The following is a 21,846-nucleotide window of genomic DNA, read 5'->3' as shown; positions in this document are numbered from 1 at the left end:
GAAGCCCCGGCGTGCGCCGACCCGTTGACCTCCGGGTGCGCCTGGGCCGGGATGGGGTGAGACGGCCTTCCGCTCCCCGAAATCGCCCGCCGGGCCGGCGCCGGCCACGGCACGAGCAGGTCCACCCCGAATTGCTGGCTCCGCGGGCCAGGGCGTAGCGCCTGCGACGCCGAGCGGGACACCCGGCGTCAGGCGCCCGCCCCGGGGGGGTGGCGAGCGCCCACGCCACCCGGCCTGCGGCCCGGCGACGCCGGACCGCCGCGCCGCCCGCCGCGTCAGGTCACCGCCGGGGCCGCGCCCCGGGCGCGGCGGTAGGCCTCGTCCACGACGAGCTGGACCGCGAGCGCCTCCCGGGCGCCCACCGCCCCCGCCCCGGTCACACCGGTCGCGCCCGCACCGGCCGCATCCGCTCCGGACGTGCCGGCCGCACCGCCAGCCGCCGGGCCGTCCCCAGCGGCCCCCGCCGCGCCGGTCGCCGCGCCGGTCACCGCGTCGAAGAACGCGGAGATCGCGGCGAGTTCCGGGCGGTCGGCGCCCTGCCGGACGGTGCCGTCGGCGAGCCGCAGCTCGTTGCGCCGCAGGTCCAGCACGTGCGCGCCGTCGGCCGTGGTGACGGTCACCGCGGTCTCCATCCGGCGGGCGGCCCGGTCGATCCGGATCGTGGCCGGCAGGCCCTGGAAGGACAGTTGGAGCTCGGCCTGTTCCTCCACCCCCTCGGCGTTCACCGTGCACGCCTCGACGTCCGGATGGCCGAAGACGGTCATCAGCAGGTCGATGGCGTGCGGACCGAGGTCCAGCAGGGCGCCGCCGCCGGCCCGCCGGGCGTCGCCGTACCAGGGGGTGCAGGCCCGCCACACCCGGTTGCCGGGGGTGACGAAGGAGACCTCCACCCGCTGCGCGCCCTTGCCGGCCGCCTCGGCGAACGGCGCGGTCAGCGAGTGGCAGCGGAACGGCATGTTCACCGCCAGCAGCTCCGCCGCGGCCGGGTGCTCGGCCATCCGCCGCGCCTCGTCCACCGTGGCGGCCAGGGGTTTCTCGCAGAGCACCGGGATACCGGCGTCCAGCGCGGCCAGCACCGGCGCGGCGTGGGCGTCGTTGGGGGTGCAGACGCTGAGCGCGTCCGGCCGGGCCTCGCGGATCAGCCGCGCGACGTCGGTGCCGGTCCACACCCCCGGCCGGCCGGCCGCGACGGACGCCGCCCGGTCCGCGTCGGCGTCCACCAGCCCCACCAGTTCCACGTCGTCCCGGGCGTCGACGCAGGGCAGGTGGTAGCGCTGGAACACCCGCCCGGCCCCCACCGCGGCGAACCGGATCGGCTTCTCGCGGGTCATGGATCAGCCCCTCACCTGTGCCATGGCGTGCTCACCGCACGCCCGCGCGGTCTCGGCCACGAAGTCCGGGAAGGTGTGGCCCAGGTGCTCCCGGTCGTAGGCGTTGATCATGTCGCGCAGCTGGGCCTCCAGCCGGTCGGCCAGCTCCGGCGGGTTCTCGTCCGCCAGCAGCAGCCCGACGTTGAGGAAGGCGATCAGCAGCGCGTCCAGGCCCTGGTCCCAGCTGCGCAGCCGGCCCAGCAGCGGGCGCAGCGACTCGGCGCCGGTGCCGCGGCGGGCGCGCACCGCGTCCGCGATGCTCTGGGCGAGGAACGGGACCTCGTTCTCCTTGCGGTCGTTGATCTCCGAGGAGACCCGGCTCCACGCCGTCCACAGGTGCTCCACCCGGTCGTCCTCGACCCGGTAGTCGCGGCGGGCGTGCCGCAGCACCTCCCAGGCGGGGCCCTCGACGCCGGGGATGTCCGGCTCCTCGTACCGGGTGGCCTTGTCGTAGATCTCCGTGCCCCGCAGTGCGATGGCCCGGTTGATCAGGAAGAACGGGTTCTCGCTCTCGTGCACCCGGGCGGTGACGATGAACTTCAGGTTCTCCCACAGCTCGTCGAGGGTGGTGCCGGGCTCGATCATGATCCAGCCGGGCTCCAGCTCGATGCCCTCCTCCTTGAACAGCCGGGCGGCGTCGAAGTTGTAGGCGACCGTGGTGCCCTTGCGGAAGCGCTTCATCATCCCCGGGGAGCCGGTCTCCATGCCCAGCAGCGCCAGGTCCATGCCGGCCCGGCGCAGGGTGCGCAGCGCCTCCCGGTCGATCAGCCCGGTGTCCACCCGGAACTCGCAGTGGAAGTTGATCTTCAGGCCGCGGCGCAGGATCTCCTCGGCGAACCCGACGGCGTGGTGGTAGCCGTCCTGGAAGGCGCCGCCGAAGTTGTCGTCGTTGAACCACAGGAACCGGGTGCCGAACTCCCGCTGCAGGTACTCGATCTCGTCCACCGCGTCCCCGATGGGCCGCACCCGCCAGGGCCCGTTCTCCACCCCGGGCTGGCGCGGCGCGTAGCAGAAGGTGCACTTCGCGTGGCAGCCGCGGCTGGTGTACGTCGAGGCGCGCGGGGTGGGGATGCCCGCCTCGCGGTGGTGGATCAGGACGTCACGGGCGGGCCAGGCCTGCTTGGACAGGTCCGGCAGCTTCGGCGGGCCGCTGCTGCGCACCCGTCCGTCCTGCCAGAACCACAGCCCCGGCACCGACCGCCAGTCGCGGCCGGCGGCCAGGCACTCCATCAGCCCCTCGACGGTCAGCTCGCCCTCGCCGAAGGCCACGCAGTCCGCCTCCGGGATGCGCTCGGCGATCAGCTTGCCGTTGTAGGTGCAGAACGCCCCGCCGATCGCCACGAACACCGACGGATCGGCGGCCCGGACACAGCGCAGCAGCCGCACCGCGTCCACGATGTGCAGGTCGTACATGATGCTGATGCCCACGAACTTCGGCCGCTCGTGGCGGATCAGGTCGGTGATGACCTCGTCGCTGGGGTTGCGCCCGTGCAGGTTGAGCGCCCGCACCGAGTACCCGCACCCGCGCAGGTGGCCGGCGATGCAGGCCACCCCCAGGTTCTCCCGGACGCGCTTGTAGAACAGGCGCATCGCCGGGTCCAGCGACAGGTACTCCTCGTCGTTGATGAGCACGTTCTGGTTGTTCAGGCTCGCGGCGCCGGTGGGTATTTCCCGGGGTGTCAGCAGGACCACGTCCGACATGGCCGGTCTCCTCTCTCCTCGTCACATGCGCGCCGGGGGCGCCGGCGGCCTCATCCGGCCAGGGCCCGTGCTCCGCACAAACGCTCGGTCTCCGCCACGAAGTCCGGGTAGGTGAGCCCCAGGTGCTCGCGGTCGTAGGCATCGACCAGCGCGCGCAGTTCGGTCTCCAGCCGGCCGGCGAGACCCGGCGGGTTCTCGTCCGCGAGCAGCAGTCCGACGTTGAGGAAGGCGATCAGCAGGTGCGGCAGGTCCTCGACCCAGCGCCGCAGCCGGCTCAGACGCGGACGCAGGCCCTGCTCGCCCTGGGAGCGGCGGGCCCGGGTGGCGTCCACGATGATCTGGGCGACGAAGGGCAGCTCCTCCTTGCGGTCGCTGACCTCGGCGCTCACCCTGGCCCAGGCGTCCCACACGTCCTCGACCCGGCCGTCGGCGATCCGGTACTCCCGGCGCGCCTCGCTCAGCACCTCCCGCGCGGGGCCCTCGACCTCCGCCAGGTCCGGCGGCGCCGGATCGGTGATCTTGTCGTACATCTCGGTGCCGCGCAGCGCGATGGCCCGGCTGATGAAGGAGAACGGGTTCTCGCTGACGGCGATGTCGGCCGCCACGATGAACTTCAGGTTCTCCCACAGGTCGTCCACGGTGGTGCCGGGCTCGACCATGATCCAGCCGGGTTCCAGCTCGATGTTCTCCTGGCGGAACATCCGCGCGGCGTCGAAGTTGTACTCGACCAGGGTGCCCTTGCGGAACCGTTTGGCCATCGCCGGGGAGCCGGTCTCCATGCCCAGCAGCGCCGAGGCCATGCCGGCCCGGCGCAGGGTGCGCAGCGCCTCCCGGTCGATCAGCCCGGTGTCCACCCGGAACTCGCAGTGGAAGGAGATCTTCAGATCACGGCGCAGGATCTCCTCGGCGAAGCCCACGGCGTGGTTGTAGCCGTCCTGGAAGGCGCCGCCGAAGTTGTCGTCGTTGAACCACAGGAACCGGGTGCCGAACTCCCGCTGGAGGAACTCGATCTCGTCCACCACGTCGACGGGCGACCGCACCCGCCAGGCGTTGCCGGCGGTGACGCCGGGGGCCCGCGGCACGTAGCAGAAGGTGCACTTGGCGTGGCAGCCGCGGCTGGTGTACGTGGACGCCACCGGGGTGGGGATGCCGGCCCCGCGGTGGTGGACGAGCAGGTCGCGGGCGGGCCAGGCCTGCTTGTGCAGGTCCGGCAGCTTCGGCGGGCCGCTGCTGCGCACCCGTCCTTCCTGCCAGAACCACACGCCGGGCACCGACCGCCAGTCGCGGCCGGCGGCCAGGCACTCCATCAGCCCCTCGACGGTCAGCTCGCCCTCGCCGAAGGCCACGCAGTCCGCCTCCGGGATGCGCTCGGCGATCAGTTTGGCGTTGTACGTGCAGAACGCCCCGCCGATCGCCACGAACACCGACGGGTCGGCCTTGCGCACGCAGCGCAGCAGCCGCACCGCGTCCACGATGTGCAGGTCGTACATGATGCTGATGCCCACGAACTTCGGCCGCTCGCGGCGGATCAGATCCGTGATCGCCTCGTCGCTGGGGTTGCGCCCGTGCAGATTCAACGCCCGTACCGAGTACCCGCACGCCCGCAGATGACCGGCGATGCACGCCACCCCCAGGTTCTCCCGCACCTTCTCGTAGAACAGGCGCATCGCGGGATCCAGCCGGAGGTATTCCTCGTCGTTGATGAGAACGTTCTGGTTGTTGACGCTGGAGAACCCGGTGAGGATCTCCCGTGGCGTCAGCAGCACCGCGTCAGCCATGTGCACTCCACTCCAGGTGCCCGGCCGCGTCCCCGGTGAGCAGGAACGCGGCGTTGTTGCCGCCGAAACCGAAGTTGTCCACCAGCACGGAGCTCAGCCCCTCGCGGGACTCCGCGTCGCGCAGTACGCGGACGTGCCGCGCACCCAGGGGCGTCCGCAGACCGGGGGTGCCCGGGAGCACCCCGTCCCGCAGCGCCCGGACCGCCGTGACCACGGCGGGGAACACCGAGGCGTGCAGCAGGTGGCCGGAGGCCCCCTTGCAGGAGCTGACCGGCACGTCCCGCCAGCCCAGCTCGGCGCCGACCTGGTCCAGCGCCCGCAGCTCGGCCTCGTCGCCCTGGCGGGTGCCGGGGGCGTGACCGTGCACGTAGTCCACGGTCCGCAGGCCCGCCATCGCCAGCGCCTCGCGCATGCACACCGCCCCGACCCGGGTGCTCAGCGCGCTGACGCCCTGGCCGGCCACCCGGCAGGAGATGCCGGCGAGCACGGCCGGCGGGCGGTGGCCGCGGGCCGCCGCGCGGGCGGCGGTCTCCAGCACGATCACCCCCGCGCCCTCCCCGACGGTCACGCCGGAGCGGTCCTCGTCGAAGGGGCGGGCGATGCCGGTGGTGGTGGCGCGGAGCACGTCCAGGCAGGCGTAGTCGTAGGTGTTGAGGGCCGACACGCCCACGATCACCGCGGTGTCGGCGAGGCCGCACAGCAGCCATTCGCGGGCCATGGCGAGCCCGAAGGCACCCGAGGCGCAGGCGTGCGCCATCAGCACCCGGTCCCCGGGGGCGGCCCCGAAGCCGTCGCCGTCCCACTCCGGTTCCAGGGCGATCTCCCCGACCCCGGGCGCGCCGGCGACCGCCGGCAGGTGCGGCACCACCCCGGCGTACACCAGCAGGGTGCGCTCCGGCAGCCGGCCCAGCCCGGCCTCGGCGAGCGCCTCGGCGCGGGCGCGGTCCACCAGGGCGCGCCGCACCGGCCGGCCGGGCGCGGCAGCCACCGTGGTCTGGCACACGGTGCGGCTGCGGAAGCGGCCGGCGTCGAAGCGGGTCAGCTCGCCCGTGCCCCGGCGGCCGGCGAGCAGGTTCCGCCAGAAGGTGTCGGCGCCGTCGCCGAACGCGGTGACCAGGCCGGTGCCGGAGATCACCACCGGTCCGGTGGGCGGGTCGGCGTGCGGGCCCGGTGCGGTGACCGGCACGGCCGCCACCCGGTAGCCGCCGCCCGCCGGGTCGCGGGCCACCTCGCAGACCACCATCGCCGGGTGCAGGCCGGCCGAGACCGCGCCGAACGCCCAGCGGACCGCCTGCCAGGTCGCCGACCGGGGGGAGATGAGCACATGGCCGGGGCCCTGCCAGTCGGTGCGTTCGGCCAGCTCCTGGAGGAGCTGGGCCGGCTCCGGGGTCATCGCCTCCGACGGGCGCAGCCGGCGGCCGCCCGCCTCGGCCTCGGCGCAGCGGGCGACGTAACCGGAGGTGGCCGCCACCGCGTAGTCGGTGGCGGCCATGACCACCGGCGCCTGCCGCCGGTGACCGGCGGGCAGCCCGGCGAGCGCCGCGGTGAGCACCCCGGTGAAGGCGGTGGCGAGCGACTGGGCGGGGGCGGTGACGGCCAGGTCCGGGCGGGAGCGCAGTTCGGCCAGCCGCTCGGCGGCGGTGCCGCCCACCACCACCGTGCCGGCCCGGGGTGCGGTCATGGTGCGGCCCTCCCCGGGGAGAGGGCCGCGGTGCGGGTGCCGAGCCGGGCGGCCAGTTCCTCCGGGGAGAGCCGGCCGGCGAGGAAGGTGCCGACGTCGGCCAGCCGCGGATCGCCGTGCCGTTCGGCCGCCAGGCGCCAGAACCGGGGCAGCAGTTCGCCGGTGTCCCGGCGGGCGGTGGGCAGGTGGTACGCGACCGTGTCCAGCAGCGCGAAGCGGGCCCCGGCGGCGTGCAGCCGCAGCCCCAGCTCCAGGTCCTCGCCGCCCCACAGCTCCCCGAAGCCCTCGTCGAAGCCGCCGGCCCGCTCGAAGTCGGCCCGCCGCACACTGGTGCTGGTGCCGATGCACGCCAGCCAGCGCAGGCCGGCCAGCGCCGGGTCGCGGATGACCTTGGCGGCGGTCCGCTCGATGAACGACCGGCGCGGCCCGAGCAGCTGGGCGTCCTCGCGCAGCCGGGCCACCCGGCGGGCGTCGATGCTGCGGCCGCGGGCACCGGTCAGCGCCGGCCGCGGGGCCGGCGGATCGGGGGTCAGCGCGAACGCCGACAGATCGGTGATGGTGCCGTGCACCACGGTGCCCGGGGCGTCGCGGTGCGCCGCCAGGTGCGCGGTGAGCAGTTCGGGGGTGGCCACGGTGTCGTCGTCGAGGAAGAGCAGCAGCTCCCCGCGGGCCAGCTCCGCGCCGGCGTTCCGGGCGCGGGCGGGCCCCCGGCCGCCGGTGCGGGCGTGCCGCAGCGGCGGTGTCCCGGGGGCCGCGGCCAGCACCCGGTCCACCGCCCCGCGTTCGGGCGCGTCGTCGACCAGGATGACCTCGAACCGGTCGCGGTCCAGGGTCTGGTGGGCCAGCGCCGCCAGGGTGAGCAGCAGACGCGTGGTCCGGTCCCGGGTCGGTACGACCACGCTCACCGAGATGTCGCCGGGACCTCCCCCCGGCCGGGCGGGCGTCGCTTCCATCTTCGTCACGAAGAGGAGGTGGTTTCGCCGACCTTCTGATCGAGGATGTACGTGGCGAGGCCCTCGATGGAGAACAGCGTCTCCTCGGTGAGGTCCTCGTCCTCGAAGACGACGTCGAACTTCTCCTCCAGGATCAGCAGGTACTCCAGCGCGTCCAGGGAGCTGAACCCGTACTGGTCCACCAGGCTGGCGTCGCCCGCCCCTTCCGCGGGCACCTGCCGGTGCTGGTCCGACTTGGTCATCCCGGCTGCGATCTCGTGCAGTTCTCGTATGAGCCCGGCGCGGTCCATCGTGTCGTCTCTCCCGGTGTGAAGGATGTCGTCAAACGCGCGTGAACTGGTGGTCGAGCTGCTCGGCGGTCAGCCCCCGGAAGCGGTCCATCCGGAAGTAGTGCTGGAGGTCGCCGCCGAACTGCGTGCGGTAGTAGAAGGTGACCGCGTGGCACCGCGGTTCGGTGCTCACCGTCTCCCCGCGCCGCAGGGCGGCGATCAGCTCGGGGACGGGGTGGGTGAAGGTGACCTTGTCCCGCATGTACCACTCGCTGCCGTACTTCTCGACGACCGGCAGGTCCTCCTCGGGACCGGAGCCGTCGGGCAGCATCCGCACCGGCTGGCACATCAGGTCGTAGCGGAACACCTCGTCCAGCAGCGGCAGCAGCGCCTCGGGCAGGTCCGGGCGCATCGCCTCGTCCCACCACTTGCGCAGCAGCCGTTTGGTGAGCAGCCGCCAGACGTGCGGGTCGACCTGCTCGCTGGCGGAGCTGGTGGGCCGGGCGAGCGCGTGCAGCTCCCTGGCGTCGGGATCGTCGCTGCTCTCCACCCAGTCGGAGAAGCTGAGGATGACCCGGGACTGCGGCACGTCGGCGAGCTCGCGCAGCGCGACCCAGATGTTGTGCAGCCACAGGCTCCGGGCGAGCACCCGGTTCCAGCAGATGAACCGGAGCATGCGCTCGTTGTCGTCGAGCGTCATGGTCCGGTGCGCGAGGACGTAGTCGAAGTCGTCCTGTTCGCCGCGCACGGTCACCAGGCCGTGCACCTGCCGCTTGTCGTGGTACTCGGTGTTGGGCAGCAGCATCAGCGGGTGGACGGCGATGAACGGGGTGTGCCGCGCGGCCCGGTCATAACCGTCCAGGAAGGACTCCACGGTCTCCCCGGGGGCGCCCCAGATGAGTTCCAGATAAGGGGTGATCCCGTGATCGGTCAGCCAGCCGACCAGGCTCTCCCAGTCGTTCAGCTTCATGTTCCGCCGGCGCATCAGGTCCAGTACGGATTCGTCCATGGTCTGCAGCGCCAGAATGAAGGCGCTGTGCATCCCGGACTCCTTCATCTTCTCCATGATGCGGTAGAAGCCGGCCGATTTGTTCTTGGCCCAGGAGGTTTCGAGCCGGTTCGGGTAGCCGTACTTGGCACGCACCCGGAGGAGGTCTTCGAGGAATTCCTCGTCCTGGCGCAGGAGTCCGAAGTTGGAGTCGGCGAGCATGAGGATTTCCGCACCGTGCCGGCCGAGAACGTCGAGTTCCTCGCGGAGCCGTTCCCTGGAGAAGGCGCGCATCTTCTGCCCGGTGGCGCCGCCCCAATAACAGAAGGCGCACTTGTAGGGGCAGCCGCGGTTGGTCTCCATGATGGCGTAGTCGTAGAGGAAACGCCCCTGGCTGTCGGCGAGCGGGATCGCGCCGGTGAGAATGGGCGACGGCAGGATCTCCAGGTCCTGAATGCGCTCGCGTTCGGGCGTGGTGACCAGGTTGCCGTCCGCCTCGCGGAAGGACACGCCGCTGATCTCGTGCAGCGCGGTGGGGCGGGCGCCGTCCAGGTAGCCGTTCATCAGGTCCCGGAAGACCAGCTCGCCCTCGCCGTTCACCACCACGTCCACCTGCGGGAACATCCGGAAGACGCGCTCCGCCTGGTGGGCCACGTGGTTGCCGCCGAAGATGACCCAGCCGTCCGGGTTGACCTGCTTGAACGTCTCGGCGAGGGTGCCGAAGGCGCGGAAGTTCCAGCCCAGCACGGAGAAGCACAGGACGTCGGGCACCCCGTCCCGGATGAGGTCCCGGCCCATGGCGTTGAGGCCGGCGTCGCCGGGGTAGTTGCGGATCGAGATGTCCATGCGTCGCCGGATGCGTTCATCGGCGTCGGCATAGGCTTTGAGGTATCCGATCGCCAGCGGCATCGAAGCTACGGAATTTCCCCAGACGCCTTGCTGTACTAGTAGTACGCGGGTCTTCATTCCTGCTTCGCCCCCTGATTCGAGCCGACAGGCCAGGTCGCCTTCTGAGGCTACAGGAGAAGATCTCCCACGCAATGGGGCCACCGAAACAGCCGTGAAGGCATGGCCGGTTTACTTCTTCCGCATATGTTCGGCCATGCGCATTACCGGCCGCGGGGGGTGGCCGGACGGCCGGTGAAACGATCTTGCGCAGGTTCCGCCGGACCGCTTCTGAAGTGCGTGTTCCACGGGGCGCAGCGGGCGTCGGGACGGGTGGCGGTGGCCTCCGGAAACGATCTGGGCAAGCCCCGACCGGCCACCATGTTTGGCCGGAACCCCTCGGTCCGAATGATCAGTCGACCGACTCCCGTGCAGGGCGCACCGACAGGTTTTCGGCCACCCGTCCCACGGTTTCTGCCTTTCTGGATCGGCTCTGGATCGGCCCCTGTGGCAACGCTCCGGCAATCGGTACAGTGCGGCCGTATTACGTCTGTTATTCCTCATCGCTCGGGCTCGGAGTTACATGACGGAAATTCCTGACACCTGGTGCCCGATCGCGCTGCCGCACGTGGAAACGGCCGACGGGGAGATCCTCTTCATGGGGCGCCGGATCACCGGCTCCGGGCGGACGGCCGGCGAGGACGCCGGGCTGCTGGCCCGCTGCGACGGCGCCCGCCCGCTCACGGCCTTCCCCGCGGCGGACCGCGCGGTCCTCGACGGCTGGCTGCGGGACGGGGTGGTGGTGATGGCGCCCGCGCCCGCCCGCGCGGCGCCCGGGACGGCGGCCGCGCCGGAGGCCCCGGAGCCGCCCCGGCCGGCGGGAACGCCGGAGACCCCGGAGGCGTCCGGGGGACCGGGTGCCACCGCGGCCCCCGGGACCCCGGATCCGTCCGGCGGACCCGCGATCCCCGGCACGCCCGTGATCGTCTCCCCGCACCCGGACGACGCGGCGCTGGCCGTGGGCGGCACGGTGGCCCGCGAAGGCGGCCGGTTCCTCGACGTGTTCAGCGAGGAGACCTGGACCAAGGACCCCTACTACGCCGAGCGGCCGGCGCAGACCCGGCGCCTGCTGCTGGCCGAGGAGACCGTCGCCGCCCGGGTGCTGGGCGCCGAGGTGGAGCTGCTGGGCTTCACCGACGCCGCCGACCGGGAGCTGAGACGGGACCGCTTCTTCGCCGACAAGCCCTGGTCGGACGGGTTCGCCCGGGAGGAGCCGGAGCTGTTCGAGGCGGTCACCGAACGGCTCGCCCCGCTGCTGGCGGGCACCGCCCCGGTCTACGCCCCGCTGGGCGTGGGCGGCCACGTGGACCACCTGGCCTGCCGGGACGCGGTGGTGGCGCTGGCCCGGACCGGCCGGATCGACCCGGGCCGGCTGCGCTTCTACGAGGACCAGCCGTACTCGCTGTTCTCCTCCGCCGAGGAGACCGCGCGCCGGCTCGGACCCTGGCTGGAGCTGGCCGGACTCGGCCCGCTCGACCCGGAACTGCGGCCGGTGGACGGCACCGCGGCGCTCGCCAAGCGCGAGGCGCTGAAGGCCTACCGCATCCAGGTCCGCCGGGGCATCATCCACCGCATCGGCCGGCATGACATGCACCTGGCGTCGCAGTCCTCGCAGTCCGGCTCGCCGGCCGCCGAACGCCTCTGGCGGCTCCGCGGCTGACCGCCCCGCCGAACCCGCCGGACCACCCCGACCCCCGCCGAACCACCGGCCGGCCCGTCGCACCGGTCGGCCGACCAGGAACCGGCCGGCCGACCCCCGGCCCGGCGGGCGGCCCCACCGGGGCGGCCGGCCGACCCGCCCGACCGACGACACCCACCCGCGGCCCCGCCGCCTGTGTGAAGGGGTTCCCCGTGTACGTACTGGCCCAGTCCCTGACCCCCGAGGACCTCGCAATCCTGGCCGACGCCTGCGCCGAAGTGGGGCTGACCCTGCACCACTCGGAGCCCGGGTCCGCTCCCCCGGACCCGTCCGACGCCCTGCTGGTCTCCTTCCACCGGGTCGGGGCCGACCCGGCCGGCGGTCCGACGGCCCAGGAGCTGAAGGAGATCGGCGGCTACGCCGTCGCGGTGCTGGACGGCATAGCCGCCGGCGCCGTGCTCGCGGCGGTCACGAACGGCTACAGCTTCACCCTGGCCAGCCCGCTGCGCCGGCCGAGGCTGGTGGAGACCCTCACCTACCTCAAGCACATCACCCCGCCGGAGAACACCCAGGTGCTCACCCTGGACGGGGCCGGATCGCTGCACTCGCCGTCGAAGTCCACGCCGGTCACCGACGCCGAGGCGGGCTTGCTGCGGATGCTGGCCGCCCGCCCGGGCCAGATCGTCTCCCGCGAGGACCTCACCGAGGCGACCGGCGGCGAGGACGTCAGCCGGGTCACGTCGGTGCTCAAGCAGAAGCTGCTGGACATCGACTCCGGCGCGAAGCTGCTGAAGATCCCGCACCTGGGCTTCCGGCTGGTCGGCACGGTGCGACAGGACGCCCGCTGATGCGCGTGGTGGTGATCACCGGTGCCCCGGGCGTGGGCAAGACCCGCCTGGGGCACCAGCTGGTGGCCCGGTACGGCGTGCCGGCCGCCGCGGTGGACTGCGACCCGGTCGTCTACCCGTGGGACGGCAACGAGAGCCTGTACGCCCTGATGGCCGCGACGGTCCGGGCGTCCCTCCCGGTCTACCGGGACTGGGGCGCCCGGGTGGTGGTGCTCAGCGGAGTGGTCCTGGCCGGCCGCGCCTACGAGCCCCTCCACCGGGTCTTCGCCGACCTGGGCGCCGACCCGGTCTACTACGGCCTGCGCGCCGCCCCGGAGGCGCTCGCCGCCCGGATCAGCGGCGATCCGGGCGGCGAGCACTTCGTCGAGGGCCGGCTCGCCGAGCGCCACCTCGACGAGGAGGTGCCCGGCGTGCCCGGCATCCGGCTCATCGACACCACCGAGCTGACGCTGGCGGCGGCGACCGACGCGGTCGCCGCCGCCGAGTTCGCCGATCTGGGGCCCGGCTGGCTGCCGGACCCCCGGGTGATCAGCTGAACCGGCCGACGTCCAGGCCCTCACCGGCCCGCACGGAGAGCACGAACCCGTAGTAGTGCGTGGCACCGATCCGGTTGACGTACTCGCGGACCTCGTCGCCGAGCGGACCGGTCAGCTGCCCCTCCTCGTCGCGGGGCGCGAAGGCCGGCCAGCGCGGCGGCGTGGAGGGGCGCAGCAGCAGCCGCCCGGACACCTTCAGCCGCCGCAGCTCCGCCTCCAGCTCCTCGACGAAGAACGGGCCGCGCTCGTCACCGTAGGCGGCGGCCTGCAGCAGCGCCTCACCCTCGCCGGTCAGCAGCCCGGGCACCCGGCGCAGCAGCTCCCAGAAGAACTCCAGCCCGTCCAGCCCCGCCTCGCCGGCCAGCCAGCCCAGCGACCCGCGGCGCAGCGGCAGGCAGGGCGGGTTGGAGATCACCAGGTCGAACCGGCGGTCCAGGTCCAGGGACATGATGTCGCCCTCGACCGCGGTGAGCCGCTCGCCCAGTCCGTTGATGTGGGCGTTGACCGTGGCGGCGGCGGTGCACTCGGGGTTGACGTCCACCGACACCACGTCGGCCCCGTTGCGGGCCGCCGACAGGCCCAGGATGCCGGTGCCGCACCCCAGGTCCAGCGCGGTGCGCACGTCCCGGCGGGCGGCGACCAGCCGGGAGAGCGTCATGGAGTCGGTGCCGACCCACGGCGCGTAGCCGCCCACGTCGCGGCCGGCCGCCCGCCACGCGGCGAGCAGCGACATCCCGTCGCCTCGGACCAGGCAGTACCGGGCCGACAGCTTCCCGGAGTCCGCGGCCAGCGCCCCGGTGCGCAGCAGCAGGTCGAGCAGCGGGCCGGGGAGCCGGTCGCGGGCCTCGGCCTCGGCGACCGGCTCGCCGAAGATGAACAGGGCGGCCAACTGGGCCTCGGCGGACAGCGTGGTGGAGATCGCCGCCAGGGTCTCGGTGTTCCGCCAGGGCGCCAGTTCGCCGAGCCAGTCACCGGCGAGGGTGAGCAGGTCGTGCTGCGGCAGCCTGAGCAGCCTGCTCAGTCCGGCACCCGCGAAATCGTCGGCCGAAATCCCGTCCACGGATATCATTCACGTCTCCTCGACGCCTCGGATGCACTGCTTCTGACATGCCGCCGCCGCGGGCCGGGCAGAGATCATTCGGCCGCCTGGAACATCGGGTCGAATGCCGACTTCAGCTCCCGCAGACGCTCCAGCGCCCGGGGCCCGGCGTACGGCGCACAGCGCGCGATTTCTTCCTCGGTGATGCCGCCGAACAGGTAGAGATTCACCACGTCGATCGGCCCGGTGCAGCTCTTGCAGTACGGGAAGCGGGGCCGCGGCTGCATGAACATTTCGTAGTGCTGGTGCTTGCCGAACTGCTCGTGAATCAGCTCGGGCTCGTTCTTGATATTCCCCATGGGCTTGAGCCAGGCATAGGGGCAGCAGGAGACGTCGCCCTGGCCGAAAAGCTGCACCATGGTGGCCGTCGCGTAGCAGCGCAGCGTACGGACCCCGGTGCTCAGCTGGTTCGCGATGTGCGCCACGAAGGCGCGCGGCGGCAGCACGGCCGACAGCTCGTCGTAGCGTTCCAGCAGCTCGGCGAAGTGATCGCCGAGCGCCGGCGCGTGGGTGGTGCGGGTCTCGCCGCGGACCGGGAAGAAGTACAGCATCACGCCGCTGCCGTACCGTTCCAGCAGGAACTCGGCGAAGTCCGCCTGCCGGGTGACGTTCAGGTCACTGAGCACCGACTGGATCTCGATCGGGATGCCCAGCTCCACCGCGTGGTCCAGGTGGCCCATGATGACGTCGAACAGCCGGTGCTGCTTGGGCGGGAACCGGTGCCCGTTCATCTCCAGCGTGTGGCCGTCCAGCGACAGGCAGAGCTGGACGTTGCCGAGCGCGGCCAGCGCCTCCAGCCGCGGCGGGGTCAGGAAGACCCCGTTGGTGATGACCTGCACCACCTCGTACTTGGCACTGCACTCCTCGACGAACTCGGTGGAGCCCTTCAGCCAGAAGAACTCACCGCCGCTCAGCCGCATGATGGGGCTGTCCACGGTGCGGTGGTAGGCGTCGAGTATCTCGTGCCAGTCCGCCCGCCGGTCGGTGGTCAGCCGCAGCCGGGCGTCCGGGACGTTCATGAGGAGGTTGAAGTCCTCGGTGAGGCAGTAGGAGCAGCGCATCTGGCACAACTGCTCCTCGATGACCATGTCGTTCATCAGGAGTTTGAGGCGGTTCTGTCCGTCGCGATGTGCGAACATCGCCTCTCGAAATTGGCTCTTCAGCGCCACGCCCGATCACCGCATTCAGGTTGTTTTTGCGCATGACTCTGCCGTTGGCGAACGAGTCTAAGTTTTCCCTGGATAAGAGGTCAATGCCTCTCACAAGAGGTGATCCGTGGTCCGTACAAGGCGTCTCGATCTGAGTGGAGGATGGCGCGTATTCGCCTGTAGGCCGATCGGTCGGGACGCTGTAGCGTGACAAGACGTAGTCATCGAATAGGCATGTCTGAACCGGTAGTTAGGACGGCTGTATGCTGGCTCTGGGTCTCGGCGGTTCGAACCATGACTTTTCGGCCTGTCTTGTCGAAAACGGCGAAATCGCTGTCGGTATCGAGGAAGAGCGCCTGGCTCGCCGCAAGTACGCAGTCAATGTGAACTCGCTGGCCAATCAGGGCTGGCGGTACTGCCTGGAAACGCGCGGGGTACGGCTCGCCGACGTGGAAGCGATCGTCGCGGACGACACCCTGCTGCCCAGTTGCTACTTCCCGTTCCGCAGCCGCACCACGCTGATCAGGCACCACATGGCCCACGCGGCGAGCGCCTTCTACCCCTCGCCGTACGACGAGGCCGCGGTGCTCGTGGTGGACGGCGCCGGCAGCCTCTTCGAGGGCCGGGGCATCGAGACGATGACCCTGTCGGTGGGCCACGGCGTGGAGATCGACGAGATCTCCAAGGTGTACGGGACCAACTGGAGCACCGACGGCCTGCGGTCGGACCGGGTCTACCAGGCCGGCGACAGCGACCACTCGCTGGGCTTCATGTACAAGGCGGTCAGCCGCGCCGTCGGCTTCACCCTCTACGAGGAGGGCAGCTGGTACCTGACCGAGGACGGCAAGACGATGGGCCTGGCGCCCTACGGCACCGACCGCTACCGGGAGGAGTTCCGGCGGCACCTGGAGCTGCTGCCGGAGGGCCGGTTCGCGCTGCACCTCAAGGACGGCGGGCTGCTCGCCTTCGTGGAGCACGCGCTGGACGGGCTGGAGGGCGAGGAGCGCTTCGCCCGCGGCGCCGACCTGGCCTGGGCCGCCCAGGACCTGCTGGAGACCGCGGTGCTGCACGCCGCCCGCTGGCTGCACGCGGAGACCGGGCTGTCCCGGCTCTGCCTGGCCGGCGGGGTGGTGCTCAACTCGGTCGCCAACGGCAAGATCCTCCGTGAGACCCCGTTCACCGAGGTCTTCGCCCAGCCCGCGGCGGGCGACAACGGCTGCGCGGTCGGCTGCGCGTACTACGGCTACCACGTGCTCGGCGAGCGGCCCCGGACCCGCGGCCCGGCGGCGTCCGGCCCCGGCTCCCGGCCGCAGATCCACACCTACCTCGGCCGCAGCTACCCCACCGAGCGGATCCAGGCCGCGCTGGACGCCTCCGGGCTGCCCTACCGGCGGGTGGAGAACCCCGCCCGGCTCGCCGCCGAACTGCTGCCCAAGGGCAAGCTCATCGGCTGGTACACCGGCGGCTCGGAGTTCGGGCCCCGGGCGCTGGGGCACCGCAGCATCCTGGCCGACCCGCGCCGCGCGGAGATGAAGGACATCCTCAACAGCAAGGTCAAGCACCGCGAGTGGTTCCGGCCGTTCGCCCCGGCGGTGCCGGCCCACCGGGCCGCCGAGTACTTCGACCTCGACACCGAGTCGCCGTTCATGCTGATCGTCGCGCCGGTCCGGGAGGACAAGCGCGAGGAGGTCCCGGCGATCACCCACGTCGACGGCACCGCGCGGGTGCAGACGCTCACCCCGGAGGCGAACGGGCCCTTCTACGAACTGGTGGAACGGTTCGGCGAGCTCACCGGCGTACCCGTGGTGCTCAACACCTCCTTCAACGACCGGGGCGAGCCGATCGTGGAGACCGCCGAGCAGGCGCTCGCCTTCTTCGGGCCGAGCCAGCTCGACTACCTCTTCCTGGAGGACTTCCTGGTGGGCCACAGCGTGACCGATCTCGACACGGCGACGGAGACGGAGGAGACCGAGTGACCACCGAGCCCGGGATGCGGTACGAGCCCTGGCGGGCCCTGGCACTGTGGGGGGAGGAGGAGGCCGCCGCGGCGCTGGAGGTCGTCAGGTCCCGCTCGCTGTTCCGGTACTACGGGCCGGACCTGGGCCACCGCACCGACGCCTTCGAGCGCGCCTTCGCCGAGCTGGCCGGGGTCCCGCACACCGTCGCGGTCTCCTCCGGGACGGCCGCGCTCACCGCCGCCATGGTGGGCCTGGGCATCCCCGAGGGGGCCGAGGTCATCGTGCCCGCGGTGACCTTCGTGGCCAGCGTCGGCGCGGTCGTCGCCGCCCGCGGCGTGCCGGTCTTCGCCGAGGTGGACGACACCCTCACCCTGGACCCGGCGAAGCTGGAGGAGCTGGTCACCGAGCGCACCTGGGGCGTGATGCCGGTCCACCTGGCCAACGTGGCCGCCGACATGGACCCGATCCTGGAGGTGGCGCGCCGGCACGGCCTGCGGGTGATCGAGGACGCCGCCCAGGCCGCCGGGGTGTCCTACCGCGGCCGGCCGGTGGGCGGCATCGGCGACGCCGGGGCGTTCAGCTTCCAGCTCGACAAGAACATCACCGCCGGCGAGGGCGGCGCGGTCACCGTCACCGACGCCGACGTCTACGACCGGGTGGCCCGCTACCAGGACCAGGGCGGCCAGTTCACCACCTCCAAGGGCGCCACCCGGGGCACCGCCGACCACCCGCCGTTCATCGGCGCCAACCTGCGGATGACCGAACTGACCGCGGCCATCCTCTCGGTGCAGCTGCCCCGGCTGGTGCCGCTGTGCAAGCGGCTGCGCGACGTGGCCCGCCAGGTGCGCGCCGAGACCGCCGGGCTGCCCCTCCAGTGGCGGCGGCTGCCCGACGAGGAGGGCTCCGGCGGCGACCTCACCTTCTTCACCGAGTCCCGGCTGGAGGCCCGCCGCGTGGTCGGCGCCCTCACCGCCGCCGGCATCCCGGCGCACACCATGTACCAGGGGCAGACCGTCACCTCCAACCGCGCGGTGCGGGAGGGACGCACCCCCTGGGGCGTGGCCTGGGAGCGCCCGCCGCGGTTCCGGGCCAGCGAGGGCTACCTGGGCCGCTCGGTCACCGTCGGGCTGGGCGCCGCGATGACCGACGAGGACGTGGACACCATCGTCGCCACCCTCCGCTCGGCCTGGGCGGACGCCGCCGGCTGAGCCGCGGACGCCCCGCCGGGCGCGGCCGTACGGCGCTCCCCCGAGCCGCCGTACGGCCGCCTCGCGCGTCCCCGCGGCCGGCCCCGTCCCGCTCTCCCGCCCCCTCCACCACCAGCCCTCGTCACCTTCCGGCAGCCGTCCCCGGACGGCCGTTCCCGCGCGCCGTCCGGGGCTTCCGGCCGGCCCGCCACCGACCCGACAGGAGCGGAACACCAGCATGTCCCTGTACGACATTCCCGTCCGCACGCTCGCCGGCGAGCCCCACGACCTCTCCCGCTACCGGGGGAAGGCGCTGCTCGTGGTCAACGTCGCCTCGCAGTGCGGCCGGACCCGCCAGTACGCCGCCCTGGAGGAGCTGCACCGCCGGTACGGCCCGCGCGGCTTCTCGGTCCTGGGCTTCCCCTGCAACCAGTTCGGGGAGCAGGAGCCGGGCGGCCCGGAGGAGATCGAACGGTTCTGCACCACCACCTACGGCGTCACCTTCCCGCTGTTCGAGAAGGTGGAGGTCAATGGCCCCGGCCGGCACCCGCTCTACGCGCTGCTGACCGCCGCCCCGGACGACCGGGGGGTGGCCGGGGACATCGAGTGGAACTTCGAGAAGTTCCTCATCTCCCCCGAGGGCCGGGTGGCCCACCGCATCGCCTCCCGCACCAGGCCCGACGACCCGGACGTCGTCGCCAGGATCGAGGCGCTGCTGCCGGCCTGACCGGCACCCGCCCTCCCCGGCCGCCCCTCTTCTCCGCGACGGAGCACATCACCATGCACACCCCCACCCTCGACGATCTGGCGCGCCCCGGCACCGGGCTGTCCGACAACCCCTATCCGGTCCTCGCGCGGCTGCGCGCCCGGGGACCGGTCCACCGCCTGCGCACCGGCGACACCCAGGAGGTCTGGGTGATCGTCGGACACGACGAGGCCAGGGCCGCGCTCGCCGACCCCCGGCTGCGCAACGACGCCCGTCACGCCGACGGCGCGGACGACGCCGGCCACGCGGTCGGCCGGAACATGCTCCAGGTGGACCCGCCCCACCACACCCGGCTGCGGCGGCTGGTCGCCGCACAGTTCGCCGCCCGGCGCATCGAGGCGCTGCGGCCCCGGGTGCGGGCGATCACCGACGACCTGCTGGAGAAGATGGTGCCGCTGGGCCGGGCCGATCTGGTGGAACGTTTCGCCCAGCCGCTGCCGCTGGCCGTCATCTGCGAGCTGCTCGGCGTCCCGGCGGCCGACCGGAAGGCGTTCGGCGAATGGTCGGCGGACATCGTCACCCCGGGCAGCCCGGCCGCCGCCGACTCCGCCGCGACGATGACCGGCTACCTCACCGGGCTGGTCGAGGACAAGCGCCGCGACGGCGGGGACGACCTGCTCAGCGCCCTGGTCGCGGCCCGTGACGGCGGTGACCGGCTCACCCCGGAGGAGACGATCGGCATGGCGTTCCTGCTGCTCGTCGCCGGGTACGAGACCACCGTCAACCTGATCTCCAGCGGCGTGTGCGCGCTGCTGCTGCGGCCGGAGCAGCTGGCCGCGCTGCGGGACGACCCGTCCCTGCTGGACGGCGCGGTGGAGGAGATGCTCCGGCACGAGAGCCCGCTGGGCACCTCCGCCTACCGCTACACCACCGAACCGGTGGAGATCGCGGGCACCCGCATCCCGGCCGGGCAGCGGGTGCTGGTGGTGCTGAACGCCGCCGACCGCGACCCGGACCGCTTCCCGGACCCGGACCGCTTCGACATCCGGCGCGACGCCCGCGGCCACCTGGCGTTCGGCCACGGCCTCCACCACTGCCTGGGCGCGCCGCTCGCCCGGCTGGAGGCCACGGTGGCGCTGCGCGGCCTGCTGGAACGCGCTCCCGGCCTCCGCCTCGCCGCGGACCCCGCCACCCTCACCTGGCGCTCCGGCCTGATGCGCGGCCTGCACCGCCTCCCGGTCACCTTCGGCCCGGTGCCCGAGCCCTGACCCGCCGGGCGGGGCGGACGCCGCGGGGGCGGCGGAGTGGCGGTGATCGCGGGCCCCGTTCTCCGGTGCGGGCGGGCGGGGCTCCGCGGCCCGGGGGCGGGCCGGGCGCCGGTGCGGGCTTAGCCCCTGCGGGCGCCGGCACTCCGGACCGTCACGGGCGCCCCCGCCTCGGTGCCCCTGACGGTCCGGCGTACGCCCCCGCCTATCGGGGGCCCGTGTAGTCGAGGGTCGTCCCCTTGGCGACGAGCAGCGCGGGATCCACCTCCCGGAACCGCCAGTCGGTACCGGAATCGGTGAGGTAGCCCTTGGAGTACCGCTCGGCCGGTCCGGTGACCTTGAACACGTACCCGGCGGGCTTGCCGTCCTCCCAGCCGGCCGGGAGGGGGATGGACCACTTCCTGCCCTGCGAGCTCACGGTGAGACCAGCGCGGAACGTGCACGACTTCCGGGCACTCATGAAGGTGACGGAGAGCTCTCGCGCGTCCCCCTTGTCGAGCGCGATCTGCTCCTTGAAGGGGCCGGAGAGCTTTCCCGACGCGTCGAAACCCTGGGCCACCGGCCTCGGTGCGTCGAGGTCGAACCCCATGAACACCGGCACCGCTTCTTCGCCGCCGTCGCCGATGGCGGGCGGTGCGACCGCCGTCCCGCGCAGGGGTTCCTCGCACTTCAGGTCGGTCACCTGGGCGCCCTGGACGAGCACGGTCGTCTTGTGCCGGCTTTCCACGGTGACGGCGGTTCCGGTGGTCCCCAGATCGGTGGTGTTCGACCGGAACCAGTCCCACAACTCACCACCGTTGAGCGGGAACCGCTCAACGTCGATGTCCTCGTGCACCTCGGCGCTGGCGTACCAGGTGGGGCCGTACCAGGACGCTCCGGGAGAGAGGAGGAGAGGAAGCCCGGCCTCCTGCTTGTCCTCCTCCGCTTTGTCCCCCACGGCGATCTCGGTCGTACGGTGACTGTCGTAGTAGGCGAGCCCCGCGAGGATCGCACCGATGACCGTGATCACCGCGGTGATCACGCCCAGGGGCCTTGCCCAGCGGTCCTTGCCGTCCTGCGGCTGTTCCGGGGTGGGCACCGTGGGCGGCGTGACCGGCACTGGTGGAACCGGCACGGTGGGCGAGGCGCTGCCGGCCGCGTCCGGACCGCCCGCGCCGGGAGCGGAGGCCGGTCGCCGTGAGGTGGCCGGGGGTGTCCCGCGAGGTGGTCGCTGCGGTTCCGGCGGCCGAGACGGCGGTGGCGGCGGCGCGTTGCTGGACATGAGGCCCCCCGACGAGCTGAGCAGTCCCAGAGGGCCGCAGCATAGCCACGCCTACTGTGAGGACCGTCACATCCCGGCCAAGATCCACGGTCGCCGACGACCAGGCGTCACCCACCCGGCCGGGCGACGTGTCGGGAGTGCGTACGGGCGGCAGCGACGACGTGACGGCCTGTCCCGGCGCGGGGCACTCGCCCTCACCCTTCGCGCGCCGGCACCCTGCCCGCGCCAACGCCCCTCCACGCACCCGTGGCCGCGGGATCCGACCCGGCGCAGAAGCGCCCTGGCCGCTCGTCGCGTCGGCCGGAGCTGACCCCTTCCGGCCGGAAGGGCGCCGGTGGCGGAACGCCGAAGCCCCCGGTCGGGGGTGTCCGACCAGGGGCTTCACGGTTCTCGCCGAGTGGGTCATCAGGGGCTCGAACCCTGAACCAATGGATTAAAAGTCCACTGCTCTGCCAATTGAGCTAATGACCCGTACCCCGCAGCATAGCCCGGACGGCGGCCGAGGCCCGAGCCC

General features: G+C 72.7%; 17 protein-coding genes and 1 tRNA gene. 7 read left to right on the top strand and 11 right to left on the bottom strand.

The annotated features are described in order from the left end of the window. Nucleotides 1–275 precede the first annotated feature (275 nt). Genes IHE55_RS16215 through IHE55_RS16185 form a run of 7 tightly spaced genes read right to left on the bottom strand, consistent with a single transcriptional unit; the run spans nt 276 to nt 9,706 of the window. Nucleotides 276–1,331 (bottom strand): Gfo/Idh/MocA family protein, encoded by a 1,056-nt coding sequence (locus IHE55_RS16215; protein ID WP_197989676.1) that lies wholly within the window; start codon nt 1,329–1,331, stop codon nt 276–278. A gap of 3 nt (nt 1,332–1,334) precedes the next feature. Further along, nucleotides 1,335–3,071 carry a B12-binding domain-containing radical SAM protein gene (locus tag IHE55_RS16210; RefSeq protein WP_197989675.1) on the bottom strand — a complete coding sequence of 579 codons (1,737 nt, stop codon included), beginning with the start codon at nt 3,069–3,071 and terminating at the stop codon, nt 1,335–1,337. Nucleotides 3,072–3,121: 50 nt separating this feature from the next. Continuing rightward, entirely contained in the window at nt 3,122–4,849 is a 1,728-nt protein-coding gene (locus IHE55_RS16205; RefSeq protein ID WP_197989674.1) for a B12-binding domain-containing radical SAM protein, read from the bottom strand. After that, the gene (locus tag IHE55_RS16200; protein WP_197989673.1) at nt 4,842–6,530 is read right to left on the bottom strand and encodes a beta-ketoacyl synthase N-terminal-like domain-containing protein; all 1,689 of its coding nucleotides are present in this window, start codon (nt 6,528–6,530) and stop codon (nt 4,842–4,844) included. Before IHE55_RS16200 ends, IHE55_RS16205 begins: the two co-directional genes overlap by 8 nt. After that, nucleotides 6,527–7,483 (bottom strand): glycosyltransferase family 2 protein, encoded by a 957-nt coding sequence (locus tag IHE55_RS16195; RefSeq protein WP_232266418.1) that lies wholly within the window; start codon nt 7,481–7,483, stop codon nt 6,527–6,529. The genes IHE55_RS16200 and IHE55_RS16195 overlap by 4 nt, the downstream gene beginning before the upstream one ends. Before the next feature lie 5 nt (nt 7,484–7,488). Beyond that, a complete protein-coding gene (locus tag IHE55_RS16190; protein WP_197989671.1) occupies nt 7,489–7,773 on the bottom strand; it encodes an acyl carrier protein in 285 nt (94 codons plus the stop codon). Nucleotides 7,774–7,804: 31 nt separating this feature from the next. Beyond that, nucleotides 7,805–9,706: a KedN5 family methylcobalamin-dependent radical SAM C-methyltransferase gene (locus IHE55_RS16185; RefSeq protein ID WP_197989670.1), complete on the bottom strand. Its 1,902-nt coding sequence runs from the start codon at nt 9,704–9,706 to the stop codon at nt 7,805–7,807. 502 nt (nt 9,707–10,208) lie between these two features. Here IHE55_RS16185 and IHE55_RS16180 point away from each other — a divergent pair. From IHE55_RS16180 to IHE55_RS16170, 3 genes are all read left to right on the top strand, one after another. Further along, entirely contained in the window at nt 10,209–11,345 is a 1,137-nt protein-coding gene (locus IHE55_RS16180; protein WP_197989669.1) for a PIG-L deacetylase family protein, read from the top strand. A gap of 191 nt (nt 11,346–11,536) precedes the next feature. After that, a complete protein-coding gene (locus IHE55_RS16175; protein ID WP_197989668.1) occupies nt 11,537–12,172 on the top strand; it encodes a winged helix-turn-helix domain-containing protein in 636 nt (211 codons plus the stop codon). Beyond that, on the top strand, nt 12,172–12,708 hold the full coding sequence (locus IHE55_RS16170) for a DEAD/DEAH box helicase family protein (protein WP_197989667.1): 537 nt from the start codon (nt 12,172–12,174) through the stop codon (nt 12,706–12,708). Before IHE55_RS16175 ends, IHE55_RS16170 begins: the two co-directional genes overlap by 1 nt. On the opposite strand, the gene IHE55_RS16165 is transcribed toward IHE55_RS16170, so the two are convergent. Next, nucleotides 12,701–13,777 (bottom strand): methyltransferase, encoded by a 1,077-nt coding sequence (locus IHE55_RS16165; protein WP_197989666.1) that lies wholly within the window; start codon nt 13,775–13,777, stop codon nt 12,701–12,703. The genes IHE55_RS16170 and IHE55_RS16165 overlap by 8 nt on opposite strands. Nucleotides 13,778–13,842: 65 nt before the next feature. Further along, complete coding sequence (locus IHE55_RS16160) at nt 13,843–14,976, bottom strand: radical SAM protein (RefSeq protein WP_307826689.1); 1,134 nt, start codon at nt 14,974–14,976, stop codon at nt 13,843–13,845. 242 nt (nt 14,977–15,218) lie between these two features. Between IHE55_RS16160 and IHE55_RS16155 the strand changes: the two genes are divergently transcribed. The 4 genes from IHE55_RS16155 (at nt 15,219) to IHE55_RS16140 (ending at nt 20,074) form a co-directional block, all read left to right on the top strand. Continuing rightward, entirely contained in the window at nt 15,219–16,931 is a 1,713-nt protein-coding gene (locus tag IHE55_RS16155; RefSeq protein ID WP_197989665.1) for a carbamoyltransferase family protein, read from the top strand. Beyond that, on the top strand, nt 16,928–18,121 hold the full coding sequence (locus IHE55_RS16150; RefSeq protein ID WP_197989664.1) for a DegT/DnrJ/EryC1/StrS family aminotransferase: 1,194 nt from the start codon (nt 16,928–16,930) through the stop codon (nt 18,119–18,121). The genes IHE55_RS16155 and IHE55_RS16150 overlap by 4 nt, the downstream gene beginning before the upstream one ends. Before the next feature lie 217 nt (nt 18,122–18,338). After that, nucleotides 18,339–18,827, top strand: a complete 489-nt coding sequence (locus IHE55_RS16145; protein ID WP_197989663.1) for a glutathione peroxidase — start codon at nt 18,339–18,341, stop codon at nt 18,825–18,827. Between the two features lie 53 nt (nt 18,828–18,880). Continuing rightward, a complete protein-coding gene (locus IHE55_RS16140; RefSeq protein WP_197989662.1) occupies nt 18,881–20,074 on the top strand; it encodes a cytochrome P450 family protein in 1,194 nt (397 codons plus the stop codon). A gap of 202 nt (nt 20,075–20,276) precedes the next feature. Here the strand turns inward: IHE55_RS16140 and IHE55_RS16135 are convergent, their stop codons facing one another. Both IHE55_RS16135 and IHE55_RS16130 read right to left on the bottom strand, forming a co-directional pair. Beyond that, nucleotides 20,277–21,149, bottom strand: coding sequence for a hypothetical protein (locus IHE55_RS16135; protein WP_197989661.1), 873 nt, complete (start codon nt 21,147–21,149; stop codon nt 20,277–20,279). A 581-nt stretch (nt 21,150–21,730) separates the two neighbouring features. Next, a tRNA-Lys gene (locus IHE55_RS16130) sits at nt 21,731–21,803 on the bottom strand. Nucleotides 21,804–21,846: the final 43 nt, after the last annotated feature.

Source organism: Streptomyces pactum (genome assembly GCF_016031615.1).
Classification (GTDB): Bacteria; Actinomycetota; Actinomycetes; order Streptomycetales; family Streptomycetaceae; genus Streptomyces; species Streptomyces pactus.
Note: the sequence above shows the minus strand (reverse complement) of the source record. Positions and strands in the feature narration are given on the sequence as shown.

Excerpts from the sequence above, each read along its gene's own strand:
- IHE55_RS16215 (WP_197989676.1), bottom strand. The coding sequence starts at position 1,331 with ATGACCCGCGAGAAGCCGATCCGGTTCGCCGCGGTGGGGGCCGGGCGG.
- IHE55_RS16210 (WP_197989675.1), bottom strand. The coding sequence starts at position 3,071 with ATGTCGGACGTGGTCCTGCTGACACCCCGGGAAATACCCACCGGCGCC.
- IHE55_RS16205 (WP_197989674.1), bottom strand. The coding sequence starts at position 4,849 with ATGGCTGACGCGGTGCTGCTGACGCCACGGGAGATCCTCACCGGGTTC.
- IHE55_RS16200 (WP_197989673.1), bottom strand. The coding sequence starts at position 6,530 with ATGACCGCACCCCGGGCCGGCACGGTGGTGGTGGGCGGCACCGCCGCC.
- IHE55_RS16195 (WP_232266418.1), bottom strand. The coding sequence starts at position 7,483 with ATGGAAGCGACGCCCGCCCGGCCGGGGGGAGGTCCCGGCGACATCTCG.
- IHE55_RS16190 (WP_197989671.1), bottom strand. The coding sequence starts at position 7,773 with ATGGACCGCGCCGGGCTCATACGAGAACTGCACGAGATCGCAGCCGGG.
- IHE55_RS16185 (WP_197989670.1), bottom strand. The coding sequence starts at position 9,706 with ATGAAGACCCGCGTACTACTAGTACAGCAAGGCGTCTGGGGAAATTCC.
- IHE55_RS16180 (WP_197989669.1), top strand. The coding sequence starts at position 10,209 with ATGACGGAAATTCCTGACACCTGGTGCCCGATCGCGCTGCCGCACGTG.
- IHE55_RS16170 (WP_197989667.1), top strand. The coding sequence starts at position 12,172 with ATGCGCGTGGTGGTGATCACCGGTGCCCCGGGCGTGGGCAAGACCCGC.
- IHE55_RS16165 (WP_197989666.1), bottom strand. The coding sequence starts at position 13,777 with ATGATATCCGTGGACGGGATTTCGGCCGACGATTTCGCGGGTGCCGGA.
- IHE55_RS16155 (WP_197989665.1), top strand. The coding sequence starts at position 15,219 with ATGCTGGCTCTGGGTCTCGGCGGTTCGAACCATGACTTTTCGGCCTGT.
- IHE55_RS16145 (WP_197989663.1), top strand. The coding sequence starts at position 18,339 with ATGTCCCTGTACGACATTCCCGTCCGCACGCTCGCCGGCGAGCCCCAC.
- IHE55_RS16140 (WP_197989662.1), top strand. The coding sequence starts at position 18,881 with ATGCACACCCCCACCCTCGACGATCTGGCGCGCCCCGGCACCGGGCTG.